Origin of the sequence: Streptomyces sp. CBMA29, assembly GCF_014596445.1 — a bacterium.
Lineage (GTDB): Bacteria > Actinomycetota > Actinomycetes > Streptomycetales > Streptomycetaceae > Actinacidiphila.
The window spans coordinates 1-18,595 of sequence record NZ_MECL01000111.1; the positions used below are offsets into that span (position 1 = coordinate 1).

The 18,595-nt window shown below is 72.0% G+C and carries 13 protein-coding genes; 1 reads left to right on the top strand and 12 read right to left on the bottom strand.

Annotated features, from left to right (window positions below):
• From BGM09_RS16105 to BGM09_RS16155, 11 genes are all read right to left on the bottom strand, one after another.
• Window positions 1-1,566, bottom strand: a 1,566-nt coding sequence (locus BGM09_RS16105; RefSeq protein WP_223187098.1) for a serine/threonine protein kinase, incomplete at its 3' end; no start/stop codon positions are given.
• A 157-nt stretch (window positions 1,567-1,723) separates the two neighbouring features.
• Window positions 1,724-3,019, bottom strand: a complete 1,296-nt coding sequence (locus BGM09_RS16110) for a hypothetical protein (RefSeq protein WP_188282286.1) — start codon at window positions 3,017-3,019, stop codon at window positions 1,724-1,726.
• 56 nt (window positions 3,020-3,075) lie between these two features.
• Complete coding sequence (locus BGM09_RS16115) at window positions 3,076-4,053, bottom strand: glutamate ABC transporter substrate-binding protein (RefSeq protein ID WP_188282335.1); 978 nt, start codon at window positions 4,051-4,053, stop codon at window positions 3,076-3,078.
• A gap of 107 nt (window positions 4,054-4,160) precedes the next feature.
• Entirely contained in the window at window positions 4,161-5,567 is a 1,407-nt protein-coding gene (locus BGM09_RS16120) for a hypothetical protein (RefSeq protein ID WP_411158316.1), read from the bottom strand.
• A gap of 199 nt (window positions 5,568-5,766) precedes the next feature.
• Window positions 5,767-6,789, bottom strand: coding sequence for an N-acetylglucosamine kinase (locus BGM09_RS16125; protein WP_188282287.1), 1,023 nt, complete (start codon window positions 6,787-6,789; stop codon window positions 5,767-5,769).
• Window positions 6,786-8,048 carry a 6-phospho-beta-glucosidase gene (locus tag BGM09_RS16130; RefSeq protein ID WP_188282288.1) on the bottom strand — a complete coding sequence of 421 codons (1,263 nt, stop codon included), beginning with the start codon at window positions 8,046-8,048 and terminating at the stop codon, window positions 6,786-6,788. Before BGM09_RS16130 ends, BGM09_RS16125 begins: the two co-directional genes overlap by 4 nt.
• Window positions 8,045-8,956, bottom strand: coding sequence for a carbohydrate ABC transporter permease (locus BGM09_RS16135; RefSeq protein ID WP_188282289.1), 912 nt, complete (start codon window positions 8,954-8,956; stop codon window positions 8,045-8,047). The genes BGM09_RS16130 and BGM09_RS16135 overlap by 4 nt, the downstream gene beginning before the upstream one ends.
• Before the next feature lie 3 nt (window positions 8,957-8,959).
• Window positions 8,960-9,910, bottom strand: coding sequence for a carbohydrate ABC transporter permease (locus BGM09_RS16140; RefSeq protein WP_188282290.1), 951 nt, complete (start codon window positions 9,908-9,910; stop codon window positions 8,960-8,962).
• The gene (locus tag BGM09_RS16145) at window positions 9,910-11,241 is read right to left on the bottom strand and encodes an extracellular solute-binding protein (protein ID WP_188282291.1); all 1,332 of its coding nucleotides are present in this window, start codon (window positions 11,239-11,241) and stop codon (window positions 9,910-9,912) included. The genes BGM09_RS16140 and BGM09_RS16145 overlap by 1 nt, the downstream gene beginning before the upstream one ends.
• A gap of 156 nt (window positions 11,242-11,397) precedes the next feature.
• Window positions 11,398-12,633, bottom strand: coding sequence for an ROK family transcriptional regulator (locus tag BGM09_RS16150; RefSeq protein ID WP_188282292.1), 1,236 nt, complete (start codon window positions 12,631-12,633; stop codon window positions 11,398-11,400).
• 172 nt (window positions 12,634-12,805) lie between these two features.
• Entirely contained in the window at window positions 12,806-13,831 is a 1,026-nt protein-coding gene (locus BGM09_RS16155; RefSeq protein WP_223187102.1) for a mechanosensitive ion channel family protein, read from the bottom strand.
• A gap of 271 nt (window positions 13,832-14,102) precedes the next feature.
• Between BGM09_RS16155 and BGM09_RS16160 the strand changes: the two genes are divergently transcribed.
• Window positions 14,103-14,639 carry an HNH endonuclease gene (locus tag BGM09_RS16160; protein WP_075016193.1) on the top strand — a complete coding sequence of 179 codons (537 nt, stop codon included), beginning with the start codon at window positions 14,103-14,105 and terminating at the stop codon, window positions 14,637-14,639.
• Window positions 14,640-14,759: 120 nt separating this feature from the next.
• Here BGM09_RS16160 and BGM09_RS16165 read toward each other — a convergent pair whose 3' ends face one another.
• A complete protein-coding gene (locus tag BGM09_RS16165) occupies window positions 14,760-18,305 on the bottom strand; it encodes a beta-N-acetylglucosaminidase domain-containing protein (RefSeq protein WP_188282294.1) in 3,546 nt (1,181 codons plus the stop codon).
• Window positions 18,306-18,595: the final 290 nt, after the last annotated feature.

The following is an 18,595-nucleotide window of genomic DNA, read 5'->3' on the forward strand; positions in this document are numbered from 1 at the left end:
TCCGGCCGGCAGCGCGGGCGCCGACCCGTTGCCGCCGACGCGGTCGCGGCGCCGCGCGGCCTTCTCCAGCGCGCGGTCGGCGCCGAGCGTCGAGGTGTCCCCGGTCACCGGCCGTACCAACTCGGTGTCCACCACGCGCAGTTCGGGGCCGAAGAGAGTGGACAGCGCGGGCCGCGGGCGGCCGGTCTCCAGGGCGACGACCTCGCGCAGCACGCCCAGGAGCTGGTCGGACATCTCCTCGGCGGAGGAGAACCGCTTGTCGGGGTCGGGGTCGGTCGCGCGGACCAGCAGCCGGTAGAAGGATTCGTAGCGGGAGAAGACCTCGATGTTGCCGGGGTCGGGCAGGCTGTCCACGAAGACGTTCGTGTAGCCCTGGAAGTCGAAGGTCAGCACCGCGAGCGTGCGCGCCACCGTGTACAGGTCGGAGGCGACGGACGGCCCGACCTCGGCGACCTCGGGCGCCTGGTAGCCGATCGTGCCGTATATCGCCGACTCGGTGTCGTCCATCCGCCGGACGGCGCCCATGTCGATGAGTTCGAGCCGGTCCTCGGTCTGGATGGCGTTGTCGACCTTGAAGTCGCAGTAGAGCAGATTGCGGCTGTGCAGGTGCCCCAGCGCGTCCAGCGCCTCGATGGCGTACGCGATGGCCTGCGCGACCGGCAGCGGCTCGCGCCTGCCGTCCGGCGTACGCCGCTCGTTGGCGATCTCCTTCATCGACTTGCCGCCGACGTAGGCCATCACGATGTACCCGTCGAGGGTGCCGGTGCGCTGGTCGAGGTGCTCGACGAAGTTGTAGATCCGGACGATGTTGGGGTGCTCGATCTCGGCGAGGAAGCGCCGCTCGGAGACGGCCGCGGCCAGCGCGTCCTCGTCCCCGGTGTCGAGCAGGCCCTTGAGCACCACCCAGCGGTCGGACACCGCCCGGTCCACGGCCAGGTAGATCCAGCCGAGACCGCCGTGCGCCAGGCAGCCCGCCACGTCGTACTGGCCGTGCACGATGTCGCCGGGCCGCAGCTTGGGCGAGAACGAGTACGGGTGGCCGCACTTGCTGCAATAGCCCTCGGTACGGCCGGGGCGGTCGCCGCGGCTGCGGCCGACGGGCGCGCCGCAGTCGCCCTTGCTGCAGAAGCGCTTGCGCTCGGGCACCTCGGGGTTCTCCAGCACCGCGGCGGCCGGGTCGGGCCGCGGCACCGTCGGCACCGACACCAGGCCCGCGCCGAGCTTGCCGCGGGTGGAGCCGCTGCTGGAACCGCGGCTGCTGCGCACCGACACGGAACGGCCGGTGGCCGTGCCGCTCAGCGACCGCGACAACCGCCCGGAGACCGAACGGCGCGAGGCGCGGGAGGACGACTTGGAGGACCGCGAAGAGGAGTGCGACGAGGTCGGCGAGGACATCGAACGGCCGGAGCGGCCGGAGTCGGCGCCGCGCGCGCCGGGCACCGAGCCCGCCGCGCCCACGGAACCCGCGCCCACGGAACCCGCGCCCGCCGAACCCGCGCCGCCCTGCGCGGCCACCGGGAGCGGTGCGAGGCCGCAGGTGTCGCAGTACAGCTCGCCGCCGCCCATGTCCTCCAAGGTCCCGCCGCAACCGGGCCGTTGGCACTTGCTCACGGTGTTCCCCCTCAGCCTTTCCCCTGTCGCGCGTATGCCACGCGCGCCCTGTACGCAACGGTCCCGGTCCATGACGTCATTCCGGCGGTCCCGGCCTGAGCGGCGGTCCCGGTCATACCGGCCCCCTGCTGTCCTGCGGTCCCGACGTCCGCGGCGCGGTGCCCTCCGCGACCGCCTGCTGATAACGCTGCACGGTGCGCTCGGCCGCGGCCAGGTCGCACGGCGCGCTCCACAGCAGACGGCGCGCCTGGTCGTACCGCTCGATCAGCAGCGGGTCCTCGGCCATCCCCAGCCGCGCCACCTTCGCGCGGTACGCGTCCAGCCTGCCGCGCAGCTCCGCCCTGACCGCCAGTGGCGCGGTCACCGCGGTCAGCGAGTCGCGGGCCCGCAGCAACTCCTCGTCCGCGCGTTCCTCCAGGCCGTCCAGCAACGGGGACAGCCGGTGCCACTGCGAGCCGCGCCAGAACCCCTCGGCGGACGCGAGCTGTTCGTGCAGCGCCGCCGCCGGGCCGCTGACCGCGGGCACGTCGGACGCCAGGATCTTCGACAGCACCTCGACCCGGGCGCTGCGCGCCTCGGTCAGCGTGCGGTCGGCGCGCGAGAGCACGTCGCGCAGCCGCAGCAGCCGGTGCTCGGCGTCGTCCCGTACGTGCAGCACCGCCTCCACCTCGCGGCGGATCTGCTCCAGTTGGCGGCCCGCCTGCTCGTACCGCTCGGTGTCGGGGCGGCCGGGCGAGGGCGCGGCCCGCCAGAAGGCGAGCGGGTCGGAGACGGTACGGGCGCGCAGCACGCCCAGGTCGTCGATCAGACCGGCCAGTTCGTCGCCCGCCGGGTGCGTGCCCGGCCGTACGCCCACCGAGTCCGCCAGCGACTGGACCCGCCGGGTCTCGGCGGCCAGCAGGTCGATCCTGGCGGGCAGCGCCGACCACACGGAGTCGGCGGCGGCCACCGTCTCCATGGCCTGGTCGTACCAGCCGTTCATCCGCGCGAGCAACTGCTCCAGGCTGAACTGCTCGGTCAGCTTCGCCGGGCCGGTCAGCGACCTGGCGGCGTCCGGGGTGGCGGCCCCGGTGACGGTCACGCCCTCACCGCGCAGCAGCTCGGTCAGCCGGGCCAGTTCGGTCTGGGTCGGCCAGCGGCGCTTGGCCCGCAGGTCACGCGCGCTGTCCAACGCCTCGGTGTACGCCTCGAAATGCGCCCACAGCAGGGTGATCGCCGCGTCGGTCTCCGCCCAGCGCTCCTTGGTGACACCGGTCAGCTCGGCGCCCTCCAGCAGACGGCGGCCCGAGTGGTCCTGGAGCGCGAGCAGCGAGGACTCGATCGCCTCGTGCTCGGTGGCGAGCCGCTCCAGGGCACGGTCGACCTCCTCCCGTCCCATGACCGGCCCGGTGGGTCCAGCGACCGCCATCACACCCTCTTTCCGCTGTCCGTGTGCGCTGTTGGTGCCCCGACTGCGTCGCGCCTTTACTTGTAGTGGGCCTCCGGCGGGCCGGTGATCCCGGACAGGTGCTGGCCGAGCCAGCGCTGGTACTGCCGCATCCACTCGCTGTCGGCGCCGCCGCCGCTGTACGCCGCCAGCACCTGGTTGACCTGCCGGATCAGGTCGGTGTCCGCCAGGTTCATCGCCACACCGTACGGCTCGGTGGTGACCGGTTTGCCGACCAGCCGCATCGACGGGTCCTGCGCGGCCTGGCCGGCCGCGAGCGCGTTGTCGGTGAACACCGCGTCCGCGAGGCCGAGTTGCACCCGTACCAGACAGTCGAGCTGGTTCGGCACCAGCATGATCTTCGCGCCGTGCGGGTCCGCCTGGAGCTTGGTCTCACCGGTCGAACCGGACGCGGTGCAGACGTTCTTGCCGCTCAGCGAGTCGTCGAAGCCGGTGACGGGGGAGCCCTCGGGCGCCAGGAGCTGCTGGCCCGCCATGAAGTAGGCGCTGGAGAAGGCGATCTGCTTGTCCTTCTCGGTCAGCCGGGAACAGGTGATGCTCATCGTGCGCACCACCATGTCGACCTTGTGGGTCAGGATCATCGGGACGCGCTGGTCGGTCGGTATCGTCAGGTACTGCACCTGCGCGTCCGGGCCGAGGATGCTCTCCGCGATGGCCTTGACGATGGCGATGTCGAAGCCGGTGATCTGACCCGAGACCGGGTCGCGGTAGCCCCACAGGTAGCTGTTCTGGTCGACACCGACGATCAGCCGCTTGTTCCGCCTGATCCGCTCCACCGCCGCGCCGTCCCGCGTCCCGCCGCTGGGGTCGAGGCTGGTGACGGCGCCGGTGGCCGGGTCCAGGGTCGTCGCGGAATTCTCGCACGCGTCGTCCGCCGCGTACTGCGCGTGAGTCACCGGCGCCGGCGGGGCGGTCCTGCCCGCGTCGGCGGCGGGACCGGTGTCCGACGGCAGCAGCAGCGCGGCGCTCAGCGCCAGCGCGCACGCCGAGGCCATCCCCGCCACGCCGCCCCAGCCGCGCAGCCTGGCCCTGGCCCGCCCGCCGCGTCCTGACCGTATCGCTTCCACAGTCCGCCTCACCCCGGGTTCGTTCCGCACGCTCATCACCGGTACTCCGACAGGCGGCGCCCGATGCCGAACACCGCGCCCGCCGCCGCCAGCACCGCGAGCACCGCCGCGCCGTACGGCAGCAGCGACAGCGCGCCGTGGCCGTTCTTCGCGGCCTGCTGGAACTCGCGCTGCTCCTGCGCGACGGCCTTCTCCAGACTGGTGTCGACCACGTCGAAGCACTGCCCGGTGGTCTCCGTGACCGTCTTGCCCTTGCTGTCCTTGCCGCCGATCACCTCGGCGACCGCCGTGGCGTAGTCACCGTTGTTGTCGCTGGCCCTGGCCACATCGTGCCTGCCGCGCCACGCCTGCACACCCTTGACGGCGGAATCGACCGGGGTGCGGCCCGCCGTGTTGTCGGCCAGCTTCAGCGCCTTCGCCAGCTCACCGCCCACACCCTTGGGGTCCTTGCCCGCCAGGGTCTCCATGCCGCTCTGGAACGTCGCGTCGTAGGCGCTGCCGGAACCGCGGGCCACCAGCGTCAGATTCTCGTCGCCGCGGGCCTGGAGCACCGCGATCCGCGCGCTGTTGAGCACCTTCATCGACTCCGCGCCGTGCGCGTCGGAGTTGTCGAGCTGCGTACGCGCCACCGTGTGTCCCACCACCAGCCACAGCAGGACCACCGCGGACGCGGCGGACGCGGCGAGCATCCCGCGGTTGAACACCCGGTTGGTGCGCCGGTAGTGGCGGCGCTGCGCCCACACCAGGCCGCCGAGCGCCACGATGCCCAGCGCCCACGAGGCGTAGGGCAGCGCCTTGGCGCCGGAGTAGTCGTTGTCCAGCCGCGCCGACTCCGCCTCGTACAGCTTCTTGGAGGCGTCGAGCAGCCCGCCGGGCTTGCGCATCTGCTCGTTGGCGAACCGCAGGTAGGCGCCGCCCAGCGGCAGGCCCTGCCGGTTGTTGGCCTGTGCGGTGGCCACCAGCTTGGTGTACCGCGGGAGTTGCTGGTTGAGCGACGATATCTGCGCGCTCGCCTCAGCGGACCCCTGCGTGTTCGCGGCGGCGTGCGTGATCAGCTCGGCCGCGGTGTCGATGTCCTTGTCGTAGCGGTCGGTGACCGAGCGCGGCTCCTGGCCGCCGACGAGGAAACCGCCCGCCACCGTCGCGTCGGCGTCGGCGAGGCTGCGGTAGATCTCCGCCGCGTCCGCGCTCAGCGGCCCGCTGTGGTTGAGCACGCTGCCCGCGGCCGTCGTACGGTCGCTGACCTGCCAGGCCGTGACGGCGCCGAACGCCACGACCAGCAGGGCCAGTACGGCGCCGATGATCCGCAGCCGGCCCGGCTCCGTGGTGGCGGCGGCCTTGACCTGATCCGTACGTTCCGCCCAGGCCCGGCGGCGCTGCGCCGGCACCTCCGTCCGGTTCAGCCCGTTCGAACCCCCGCCCACCGTCGGCGTCTGCGTCACTCACCCTCCCCCGGGACCGACCACCGCGTCCGCGGAAGTCACGCTCTCAGCCAGCAGTATGGCCGCAGCCACCTGCATCCACCTAGCCAACCGGTGGATCTTGCCGCACGACCGCCCACTCGCTCCCCTAACCCCCCACACGAATAAACGCCCTGTTCGGTTCCCGGACGACCGGGAACCGAACAGGGCGTGGGGCCGGTCACGCGTAGTGGGCACGCAGTGCGCTGTGGGACGCGGGCGGCGCCGCGAGGTGGTCCAGGCCCAGCAGGGCCGCGCCGAGTACCGGCGGCGCCGTCACGACGTGCGGCCGGGCCTTGGGGGCGCGGGCGGTGAGCCGTTCGGTCAGGGCGTCCATGAGATACGGATTCCTGGCCGCCATGACCCCGCCGCCCAGCACCACGTCCGCCTCCTCGTCCAGCAGGCCGAGCCTGGCCAGCGCCACCGCGGCCAGGGCCACGATCTCGTCGGCCTGCTGGTCGAGTATCGAGCGGGCGACCGCGTCCCCCGCGTCGGAGGTGGCGAACAGCACGGGCGTCAGCTCGTACCTGCGGGCCGCCGGAATCGTTTCCAGGTGCAGCGCCTCGATCAGCGCGTACATCGTGGGCAGTCCGAAGTGCGCGGGCAGTGTGGCCGCCAGCGCCGTCGGTCCGCCCCGGCCGTCCTCGGCGCGGGCGGCGTGGAACAGGGCCTCCTCGGCGAGACCCGAACCGCCGCCCCAGTCCCCGGAGATCTTGCCGATCGCCGGGAAACGGGCCGTCCTGCCGTCCGGCAGCATGCCCACGCAGTTGATGCCCGCGCCGCACACCACCGCCACCCCGCGGGGCGCGTCCACGCCCGCCCGCAGGATCGCGAAGGTGTCGTTGGCGACGCGCGTCGACCTCGCCCAGCCGCGCCCGTGCACGGCCGCTTCGAGCTGCTGCTCCTCGACCGGCAGGTCCGCGTTGGCCAGACAGGCCGAGGTGTGCTCCACCAGGGGCGTCCCCGTATCGGCACGGTCGGAACCGTCCGCGTCGCGCCGCAGGCCCGCGTCGGCCGCCGCGCGCTCCACGATGCGCGCGAGGGCGTCGACGGCTGCCCCGACCCCGACGACCGGCGGCTGGAAGCCGCCGCCGCGGGCGGCGCCGAGCACCGTTCCGTCGGCGGCGACCAGCGCCACGTCGGTCTTGCTGTTGCCCGCGTCGATGGCGAGGACGCCACCGGGGACGAGCGGTTCCCGGCTCACGCCCACGCCAAGTGCTCCCGGTTGTGCGCGACGAGACGGTCGGTGAGCGCCTCGGCGTACTCGTACTGGCCGATCAGCGGGTGCGACAGCAGCGCCTTGAACACCCGGTCCCGCCCCCCGCGCAGCGCGGCCTCCAGCGCCAGGTCCTCGTACGCCGTGACATTGGCGATCAGGCCCGCGTACAGCGGGTCGAGCGGCTCGACCGGCAGCGGCTTCGTCCCGTTCCCGTCGACCACCGCGGGCACCTCGATGACGGCGTCGTCGGCGAGGAACGGCAGCGTGCCGTTGTTGTACGTGTTCACCACCTGGATGTCGCCGGTGTTCCGCAGCAGCGAGGACGCCAGCGCCACCGCGGCCTCCGAGTAGAAGGCGCCGCCGCGCTTGGCCAGCAGCTCCGGCTTCTCGTCCAGCGCCGGGTCGCCGTACATCTCCAGCAACTGCTTCTCCATCGCGGCCACTTGGGAGGCCCGCGACGGCGTGGTCCGCAGCTCGCGCACCACCTCGTCGTGCGCGTAGTAGTAGCGCAGGTAGTACGAGGGGACGACGCCGAGCCGGTCCACGATCTCGCGCGGCAGGTGCAGGTCGGCGGCGATCGTGTCGCCGTGCTCCGCGAGCAGCTTGGGCAGCATGTCCTCGCCCCGCGGCCCGCCCAGGCGCACCCCGCGCTCCCACGTCAGGTGGTTGAGCCCGACGTGGTCCAGGTGCACCTGTTCCGGCGAGACGTCCAGCAGCTTGGCGAATTTGCGCTGGAAGCCGATCGCCACATTGCACAGTCCGACGGCCTTGTGCCCGGCCTGGAGCAGCGCCCGGGTCACGATGCCGACCGGGTTGGTGAAGTCGATGATCCACGCCTGCGGCGCGACCCTGCGCACCCGCTCGGCGATGTCGAGGACCACCGGGACCGTACGCAGCGCCTTGGCGAGACCGCCCGCGCCGGTGGTCTCCTGGCCGACGCAGCCGCATTCGAGCGGCCACGTCTCGTCCTGGTTGCGCGCGGCCTGCCCGCCGATCCTGAGCTGGAGCAGCACGGCGTCCGCGCCGGCCACCCCCGACTCCAGGTCGGCGGTGGTGGTGATGGTGCCCGGATGGCCCTGCTTGGCGAAGATCCGCCGGGCGAGCCCGCCGACCAACTCCAGGCGGTCCGCGGCCGGGTCGACCAGCACCAGTTCCTCGATCGGCAGAGTGTCGCGCAACCGCGCGAATCCGTCGATGAGTTCGGGGGTGTACGTGGACCCGCCGCCCACGACTGCCAGTTTCATCCCTTGACTCCCGTCAGGGTCACGCCTTCGATGAAGGCCTTTTGCGCGAAGAAGAAGACCACGATCACCGGGGCCATCACGAGAACGGTGGCCGCCATGGTCAGATTCCAGTTGGTGTGGTGTGCGCCCTTGAAGGACTCCAGTCCGTAGCTGAGCGTCCAGGCCCCGGGGTTGGAGCTGGCGTAGATCTGCGGCCCGAAGTAGTCGTTCCAGCAGTAGAAGAACTGGAAGAGCGCCACCGCGGCCAGGGCCGGCCTGATCATCGGGACGATGACGGTGAGCAGCGTGCGCAGCTCACCGCAGCCGTCGACCTTGGCGGCCTCGGTGTACTCCTTGGGGATCGTCAGCAGGAACTGCCGCAGCAGGAAGATGGTGAACGCGTCACCGAACGCCATCGGGATGATCAGCGGCCACAGGCTGCCGTCCATCCCCAACTGCTTGGTCCAGAACAGGTACATCGGGATGATGACCACCTGCGGCGGCAGCATCATCGTCGAGATCACCAGGACCATGACCAGATTACGGCCGCGGAAGCGGAACTTGGCGAGCGCGTACGCCACCGGCAGGGACGACACCACGGTCAGCACGGTGCCGCCGACCGCGTACACCAGGGTGTTGCGCCACCAGGTCAGAAAGCCCGGGGTGTCCCACACCGTGCGGAAGTTGGACCACTGCCAGTGGTCGGGCCACAGGTCGCGGGTGAGCGCCTGGTTGTCGCTCATCACCGCGGTGAGGAAGACGAAGACGAAGGGCAGCACGAAGAAGGCCGCCGCCGCGATGCCGAGCGAGTGCACGGCGATCCAGTGCAGGGTCTCCTTGCGGCGTGCCGTGCGCCGGGCCCGCAGGTCGGGCCCGCGGTCGGCGGTGGAAGCCACCGCGCCGCCGGGGGTGAGTGTCGCTTGGGTCATGATTCAGTCCTCCGCCGACAGGAAGCCGTTGCGGCGGCGCAGCAGCAGCGCTGTGAACGCCATCGAGAGCACGAACAGCACGAGGGCGATGACGCACGCCGAGCCGTAGTCGAAGCGCTGGAAGCCGCGTTCGTAGACCAGTTGCGGCAGGGTGAGGGTCGACTTGTCGGGGTAGCCGGGCTCCACCTGCTGGCCGGAGTTGCCGATCACACCGCTCGCGACCTTCCCCGCGACCAGCGGCTGTGTGTAGTACTGCATGGTCTGGATGACGCCGGTGACCACCGCGAACATCACGATCGGCGAGATGTTCGGCAGCGTCACGAACCGGAAGCGGTGCCAGGGGCCCGCGCCGTCCAGTTCGGCGGCCTCGTACTGCTCCTTCGGCACGTCGAGCAGCGCGGCCATGAAGATCACCATCAGGTCGCCGATGCCCCACACGGCCAGCATGGTCAGCGCGGGCTTGGACCAGTGCGGGTCGGTGAACCAGCCGGGGGTGGGCAGACCGACGTCGCCCAGCAGGTGGTTGACCGGTCCCGTACCGGGGTTGAGCAGGAAGACGAACGCCATCGTCGCGGCAACCGGCGGGGCCAGGTACGGCAGGTAGAACGCCGTACGGAAGAAGCCCGCGCCCGTCTTGATCTTCGTGATGAGCAGGCCGATGCCGAGTCCGAACAGCACCCGCAGCGTGACCATCACCAGGACCAGCCACAGCGTGTTGCGCAGCGCGGGCCAGAAGAACGGGTAGTCCGAGAAGACGTACGACCAGTTCTTGCCGCCCACCCAGGTCGGCGCGTTGATGCCGTTGTACTTCATGAACGAGAAGTAGACGGTGGAGACCAGCGGGTACACGAAGAAGACGCTGAACCCGATGATCCAGGGGGACAGGAAGGCCGCGGTGCGCAGCGCCGACTTGCGGCGCTTGGCCTTCAGCAGGGGATGGACGGCGGCGGTCATCACTTGGCCTGCGCGATGTCCTTGTCGACCTGCGCGTCGACACCCTGGAGACCGGAGTTGAGGTCCTTGGACTTGCCGGACTCGTAGGCGTAGCCGAAGTCCTGGAGCGTGAGCTGGTACGCGCCGCCGTTGATGCTCGGCGGGGTGGTGGTGCTGTCCGGGTTCTGCGCGATGTCGAGGAAGGTCGTGAAGCCGGGGTCGGCGTCGAGCTTCGGCGACTTCAGCGCGGCCAGCGTGGAGGGCACGTTGTGGATCGCGTTGGCGAAGGAGACGACCGCGTCGGTGTCGGTGGTCATGAATTTCACCAGCTCCCAGGCCGCGTTCTTCTTCGTGCTGGTGTTGGCGATGCCGATGATCGTGCCGGACAGGTAGCCCTTGCCGTACGTGCTCGCCTGGTCGTCGGGGACCGGGAAGGGCGCCACACCGAGGTCGTTCATCCCGGCGTCCTTGGCCATGCCCAGCCGCCACTCGCCGTCCATGCCCATCGCGACCTGGCCGGTCAGCAGCGGGTTCTTCGCGCCGAATTCGTCACCGAAGGTGTTGCGGTACTTCTCCAGCTTGCCGAAGCCGCCCAGCGACTTCACCATGTCCTGCTGCCAGCCGAACATCGCCGCGAAGCCGGGGTCCTTGGCCACCTGGGACTTGCCGCTCGCGTCGAAGTACTTCACACCCCACTGCGCGGCCAGGTGCGTGGTGGTGGACTCGTAGCCGTGGAAGTTCGGCATGAAGCCGAGCTGGCTGTACGAGTCGCCCTTGGACTTCGTCAGCTTGACCGCGTCGGCCTTGAACTCGCTCATGGTCTTGGGCGGCGCGCTGATCCCGGCGGCGGCGAACGCCTTCTTGTTGTAGTAGAGGCCGTACGCGTCACCGAGCAGCGGCAGCGTGCAGCGGGTCCCGTTGAACTGGGTGTACTCCAGCATCGGCTTGGGGAAGGTGGCGGCCGGGTCGATCTTCGACTTCGTCAGGAACGGGCCGAGGTCGGCCATCGAGCCGGAGGAGCAGAACTGGCCGACGTTGTCGGTGGTGAAGGAGGAGACGACGTCGGGGGCCTTCGAACCGCCCGCGCGCAGCGCCTGGTTGATCTTGTCGTCGGTGATGTTGCCCTGCACCTTGACGTGGATGTTGGGGTGCGCCTTCTCGAACCGGGCGACGTTGTCGTTGATGGCCTTCAGCTCGTTGGGCGCGGTCCAGCCGTGCCAGAACGTGATGGAGACGTCCTTGCTGGCGTCGTCGTCGGCCGAGCCGGAACTCTGGCCGGTACATGCGCTCGCGAGCAGCGATATCGCGGCGGTGGCCGCTACGGCGGCGGCTGCCTTCGTCAGACGGGACACTGCGCTTCCTCCGGGGGTCTTCGGGCCTTGCGGGCCTTTCAAGTACTGCTTTCTAGGACTGGCTGAGGGTGTGCGGGACCACCGGAGCGGCGGGGTGTGCCGGTCCGCTGGATCTGCGGGGCTTGCGGGTTCTGTGCGGGTCAGGGGGCTTCGGGGTCAGCGCGAGGTGTCGAACACCTCGTCGCGGGTGGTGGCGAGCGCGCTCTCCAGCGCCCCGCTCAGTACGGGGTGGTCCTGGACCGTGCCGAGCACCAGATGCGGCCGGGGTACGGCCAGTTCGGCGAGTTCGGCCTGGACCAGGGCGCGCAGCGGTTCGCCGCCCGCGACGGTCACATCGCCCGACAGCACGATCATCGCCGGGTCGAGCACGGCGACCAGCGAGGCCAGACCGATGGCGGTGCCGGTGGCGAACCGGGCGAGCAGTTCGCCGTACGGGCCGCTGTCGGCGCCGGTCTCCTCACTCGCGGTGTGCCGCAGCGCGGCCTCGGCGAGCAGTGCGGCGGCGGCGTCCTGCTGGGTGCCGGTGGGGACGTCGACGCCGAGTTCCCTGGCCAGCCGCAGCACGGCGTTGCAGCCGGCGAGTTCCTGGAAGCCGCCGTTGTTGGCCTTGGTGACGTTGCGGACCAGCGGGGTGCCGGGCACCGGCAGGAAGCCGACCTCGCCCGCGCCGCCGGTCCAGCCGCGGTGCAGCCGGCCGCCGATGACGATGGCGGCGCCGATGCCCTCCTCGTTCCACAGCAGCACGAAGTCGTCGTGCTCGCGGGCGGCGCCGATCCGCTGTTCGGCGACGGCGGCGAGATTGACGTCGTTGTCGTACTCCAGCGGCATCGGCAGCGCGGCGGCCAGCTCCTCCAGCAGCGCGGGCGCGTGCCAGCCGGGCAGGTGGCTGGCGTAGCGCAGCCGTCCGGTGCTCGGGTCGAAGGCGCCCGGCGTGCCTATGACGATCCGGTGCAGGTCGGAGCGGTTCAGCCCGGCGGCCTTGGCCGCGCCGTCCACGGCCTGCACGACCTGCTCCACCGCGTTGCCCGCCGTGCGGCGGCGCGGGGTGAGCAGCTTGAAGGCGCCGACGGTACGGCCGGTGATGTCGGCGACCGCGGCCCTGATCCGGTCGGAGTTGACATCGAGTCCCGCCACGTACGCGGCGGCCGGATTGACCGAGTAGAGCTGCGCGTTGGGGCCGGGGCGGCCCGCCGTGGTGCCGGTGGCCTGGACCAGCCCCGCCGCCTCCAGGCGCGCCAGCAGCTGCGACGCGGTGGGCTTGGACAGCCCGGTCAGCTTGCCGATCCGGGTACGGGAGAGCGTGCCGTGCTCCAGCAGGAGGTCGAGCGCGGCGCGGTCGTTCATGGCGCGCAGTACGCGCGGCGTTCCAGGGGTGCCAGCCATGCGCGCCATCCTCCCTCAGTTCACTGTTAGGAAAGTTTCCTATTGGCAAAACGAAAGGTAGGCCCGCCATTGGCGGAGCGTCAAGGGGGGTCGACGGCAGGACGGCCAAGTCGTTATGAACGAAGCCCCCGGCACCAGCAGGGTGCCAGGGGCTTCGGAAAAGCGACAGGCGCCGCGGAGGTCAGTGCTCCCCGGAAGCGGGCGAGGGCACGGGCGACGCGGTGCGCGCGTCCTCGACGGCGGTCTGCCGCCGCATCTCGGCCACCTCGGCCGCGCCCTCGGGCACCGTCGCCTCGGTGACCTCCACCGTCGGCGTACCGCCGGAGATCACGATGCCCGCCTCGTCGAACGCCCGCTTGATCCGCCAGCGCAGCTCACGGGCGACATCGGTGGCCCGCCCCGGCATCGTCCTGGCGTGCGTCTGGATCACCACGAAGTCCGTGCCGACCGACTCCAGGCCGAGGACCCGTACGGGCTCCCAGAGCATCTCGTCCCAGGGGTCCTCCTTGCCCATGTCCTCGCCGGTGGCCGCGATCACCTGGCGCGCCCGCTCCAGGTCCTCGCCCGCGCCGACCTGCACGTCCACCACGGCCGTCGCCCAGCCCTGGCTCAGGTTGCCGATCCGCTTGACCTCGCCGTTGCGCACGTACCAGATCTCGCCGTTGTCACCGCGCAGCTTGGTCACCCGCAGGCCCACCTCGATGACGGTGCCGCTGGCCACCCCCGCGTCGATCACGTCGCCGACGCCGTACTGGTCCTCCAGGATCATGAAGACGCCGGACAGGAAGTCCGTCACCAGATTGCGCGCGCCGAAGCCGATCGCGACCCCGGCGACCCCGGCACTGGCCAGCAGCGGCGCCAGATTGATCTTGAGCACCGACAGCACGGTCAGCGCGGCCGTGCCCAGGATCAGGAAGGACGCCACACTGCGCAGCACCGAGCCGATCGCCTCGCTGCGCTGCTTGCGCCGCTCCGCGTTGACCAGCAGGCCGCCCAGCGCGGTGGAGGCCGCGGCCTCCGCGCCCCGGTTCATCCGGTCGATGAGCCTGCTGATGGTCCGCCGCACCACCGAGCGCAGCACGATCGCGATGGCCACGATCAGCAGAATGCGCAGCCCCGCGCTCAGCCAGTCCGCCCAGTTCTCCTGTATCCAGCCGCTGGCCCGGTAGACCGACGCATCACGGTCTCCGGCGGCGAGCGGGAACAGGCGGGACGGTACGGCGGCGGCGGACGTCGCGGTGGGCACTGCGGAACCTCCGGTGGGAAACGAGCCTCCACACTAACGGGACGACCGATGCCGTCTCGTTGCCGTGCGCGAGGAGCGGCAGGCCACGATCGTGGGGAGGAACACAGGTGTGCTGCAAAACACCCTCGGTCCGTTACCCGGGCATGGTGGCGCCATGGGCCGCCTTCCGGAGAGACTTAGGCCAGATCGTCCCGGCGCGAGCCACGTGCCGCCGGCGTTAAAGGAGGCATCCGTGCCGCATGTCCTGGTCCTGAACGCGTCGTACGAGCCGCTCGGCGTCGTACCGCTCCGCCGTGCGCTTGTCCTCGTGCTCAACAACAAGGCCGTCTGCCTCGAGGAATCCGGCGCCTATCTGCACAGCGAGACACAGGCGCTGCCCGCGCCCAGTGTCGTGAAGCTCACCAAATTCGTGCGAGTCCCCTTTCGGGGCACCGTGCCGCTGACCCGTAGGGCGCTGTTCGCCCGCGACGGCGGCAAGTGCGCGTACTGCGGAGCCGCCGCCACCAGCGTCGACCACGTCATTCCGCGCAGCCGGGGCGGCCAGCACGCCTGGGAGAACGTGGTGGCCGCGTGCAGACGCTGCAATCACGTGAAAGCCGACCGCCATGTGGCGGAACTGGGCTGGCGGCTGCGCCATCAACCCGCCCCGCCGTCCGGGCTCGCCTGGCGGATCATCGGGACCGGACATAGGGACCCGCGCTGGTTGCCATACCTGCAACCGTTCGGCGCGGACGACGCCCTGGCCCGGATCGACGGCATATCAGCCTGAGATCCGGGCTTTCGTGCGTCTCGGGCGCGGTACGGCGGCCGGGAGCACGTCGAGCACGGCGCGGCGGTCGGTGACCGGCCGGGGCGGGGTGACACGGGGTGACCACAGCGGTCGCCGCGGTCACCCCGCCACCGCGTACGCCTCGACGCCGAACAGCGAGTAGCCGAATCTGGTCGCACGGCGCTCGCCCTGCACCCGCACGTACCGGGTGCCGTCCCGCGCGTCCAGCCACACCGTCTCGGTCCCGCCGCCGCCGTCGGTCACCGTCGCCGCCGTGTGCCAGGTCACTCCATCGGCGGAGGTCCGCACCTGATATCCGGCCGCGTACGCGTCCTGCCAGTGCAGGACGACCTTGCCGACCCGGGCCGGGGCCGCAAGCTCCACCTGCACCCAGGCGTGGTCGTCCACCGGCGAGGACCAGCGGGTCTCCGGGTCGCCGTCGGCCACCGCGGAGGCCGGGAAGTCCGGGGTCTCGTCACCCGAGGACGTCGCCGCGCCGCCGCGCAGCAGATCGGGCCCCGCGGTCCGCACCCGCGCCCGTACGGTGATCCGCCGCTCCACGGTGCGGCCCGCCACGGTGATCCGCACCGGCAGGCTGTACGTGCCGGGCGCCGTACCCGCGGGCACCGACACGTTCAGCGGCACCGAGGCCGCCGCGCCGCGCCGCAGCGGGACCGACGCGGGCGCGGTCGCCGTCGCCCCGCCCTTCGGCGCGGCCACCGAGACCGCCGCCTTCTCGTCGCGCGGCAACCCCGAGGCCACCGACGCGGTGACCTTCACGGCGGAGCCGCCGATCTCGGCGTCCACCTCCGGCTGGTCGAACGTGACGCGCGGCGCCCCGGCGAACCACGGCACCACCTCGTGCACCCCGGCGCCGTCCGACAGCCGTACCGCGTCGGCGACGATCCCGGCGGGCAGCTCCGTCCAGTCCCCGGTCAGGCTTCCGATCCGCTGCCAGCCGCCGCCCGGGGTGTGCGCCTCCACCGCCGCGGGCGCCTTGGTCACCCGGCCGGTGGCCGTGCGCGTGGGCGGGCCCGTGTCCCGCACGGCGATCGGATGCGGGCCGAAGGGAGAACTTGCCATCGGCCCCGGCGCCGGATCGGCCGCGACGGCGGGGGCGCCCGATCCCGTACGCGTACCGGACGCGGCGATCGTCACGCTGTCCAGCAGCCGCGCGCCGCCGAAGTCCACCGTCAGCGGACCGGCGTCGGAATCCGCGGCGGTCGAGGTGGAGAGGTCGCCGTCCACCGCGGCCGACGCGTCGTCGGGACCGCTGGCTGTCGGGGCCACCTCGCCGCTCACCGACACGGTGAACTCCCGCACCGTCACCGCCCCCGACTGCCCGTCGGTCGCGCGCAGCCGCACCTGGCGGGCGCGGGTGCCCGCGGGGAGCGTCGCCGAGATCACCGCCTGGTCGTGGTACTCGCCGACCCGGTGCCAGCCGGTGCCGTCGTCCGCGGACAGTTCGAGGACCGCGTCGTGCAGGAAGTCGTCGGAGCCGCTGCCGTCGCCCATCGCGATCCGCACCGAGCCGACCTGCTTGGCCGTACCGAGATCGACCCCGAAGGAGTCGTCGGGCTGCGGGGGAGCGTTGCTCGACCAGGCCGTGGAATTCTTGCCGTCCACCATCGCCGACGGGTCGGAGCCCCGCCCCGAGGCGAGCGTGGCCGTCGCGGTCCTGCCGTCCGCGCGCAGCCCCGACCAGGCGTCGCCGTCGTCGACCGCCCGCGACAGGAAGCCGTCGAGCACGTCCTCGCCGACCTTCGCCGTGCCCTGCGTCAGCGCCGCCCGGCCGCGGTCCAGCGACTGCCGGGCCTTCCAGGCCGCCGCGCCGTCGCCCGACGCCTGCGCCACCAGCATGTCGACCGCGTGCCCGCCCGCCGTCCCGTACGCCGACAGCCGGTCCAGCCACGGCCGCACCTCGGCGCCGAAGGTGCCGTCGGCGAGCCCGTGCAGGGCGTGCGGGGCGCCGCTCATCACGGTGAAGGCCGACCGCAGCCGGGCCGCCGCCGCCGTCAGCCGGGCGCGGTCGGCGCCGGCGGAATCCTGCGCGGACAGCGCGGCCCAGAACTCCCTGGTCAGCGGGCGCAGATACGCCGACTCGTCGCCGCCGAGCGCCGACGACGCCTCGTTCCCCGCCAGCGCGCGCAGCGCCGCGCGGGCCGCCTGATCCGGCCCCGCCAGGTCGTCGATCGCCGCCTGCCAGGAGGCCGCCGGGTCGTAACCGCGCGGATTCCAGGCGAAGTCCGCCGCCGTGAACAGCGGGATACGGGACGCGGCGGGCTGCTGCATCGCGCTCGCCAGCACCCCCGCCGAGACCGTCGCCACCGCGGGCTGACGGCCGGTGTACGGGCCGAGGAAGAGCCTGCCCGGCGCGAAGTCGTTCACCGGGTAGTTGTCCACCGTCACCAACGGATGCTTCAACGCGGCTGCCGCGTCCGCCACTTGAGTGCCGGTGATCCGCGCGGGCAGCACCCCGACACCGGTCCAGGCGACCGTCACGTCCGGACTCAGCGCCTTCGCCAGCGCCGTGCGGTACGGGGTCGTGCCGTCCTGGTAGTACTCCGTGGGCAGCAGCGACAGATCGGCGCTGCCGTAGCGCCGCGCCAGATACCCGGCCACCACGTTGGCGACCTTCGCCTGGGCGCGCGCCGCCGCGTCGGGCCCCGAGCCGAACTCCCGCGCGTCCGCGCCGCAGTGCCACTCGCTGTAGCTCACGTCCTGGAACTGCAACTGGAACGCCCGCACGCCCAGCGCCCACATCGCGTCCAGCTTCCGCTCCAGCGCCCGCTGGTCGGACGTCGACGAGAAGCACATCGCCTGCCCCGGGGCCACCGCCCACGCCAGCGTCACATGGTCCCGCGTCGCACGCTCCGCCAGCGCCCTGAAGTCCGCGCGCCGGCCCGCCGGATAGGGATCGCGCCACTGCGCCTGCCGGTACGGGTCGTCGCCCGGCGCGTACAGATAGCGGTTCTGCTTGGTCCTGGCCAGGAAGTCCAGCTGCGACAACCGCTGGTACTGCGTCCACGGCACGCCGTAGTACCCCTCGGTCACCCCGCGCACCGACGCCGTCGGCCAGTCGCGTACGACCACGCCCGCGAAGCCGCGCTCGCCGCCGGTGTCGTTGATGTCGCCGGTGTCGCCGGTGTCGCTGGTGACGAGCTGACGCAGCGTCTGCGCCGCGTGGAACAGGCCGTCCTCGCCCACTCCGGCCAGCGCCACCGTGCCGCCGTCCACCGCGAGCCGGTAGCCGCCGGACGCCAAGTCGTCCTGCTCGGGGGCCTTGAGCGCGGTCAGCCGGGCCTGCGCCGCGTCGCCCGCGTAGACGGTCAGCCCGGACCCCGGCGTGTCCGACCTGCGGATCTCCTGGGCGCCCGCGCCGCGCAGCGCGTCTTCGATCACATCGAGCGCGTACGGGTCGGCGTCCGTGCCCGCGACCAGCGTCACCGTCTTCGTCACGCGCGCGAACTGCCCCTGCGCGCGCAGGCTCTGGGGGCGCGGCCACACCGCCGGGGGCCGAGGGGAGGCCGCGGTGTCCGTCCTGGTCCCGGCGGGCGGTGTGCTCGGCGGCGCGGGAGCGGCGGTCGCGGCGGGCGACTGGGCCAGCCAGCCGCCGATGAACGTGGCCGCGATGGCTGCGGCGGAACTCCTCCGGAGGGCCTGCACGGTTCCTCCTTGCGGAGTGCTGCACCGACGACGGACGCCGAGCCCATCACTCCGCGCGGTGCGGTGTCAATGTGGCTGGAGTTTCCTCCGCTTTCCCGCCGGATTCCGTCCGCCTCCCGTACGCCTCGCCGCCGCCTTCCGCCGCAGGCAGGGGGCGGGAGGGCCACGGGCGGGCCTTCAGCGAGCCGCGAACGGGCCGCGGGCTGGCTTCCGGAACTCGCCAGGAACTCCCCCCGGAACTCGCCCGGAACTCGCCCGGAACTCGCCCGGAACTCGCCCCGGAACTCCCC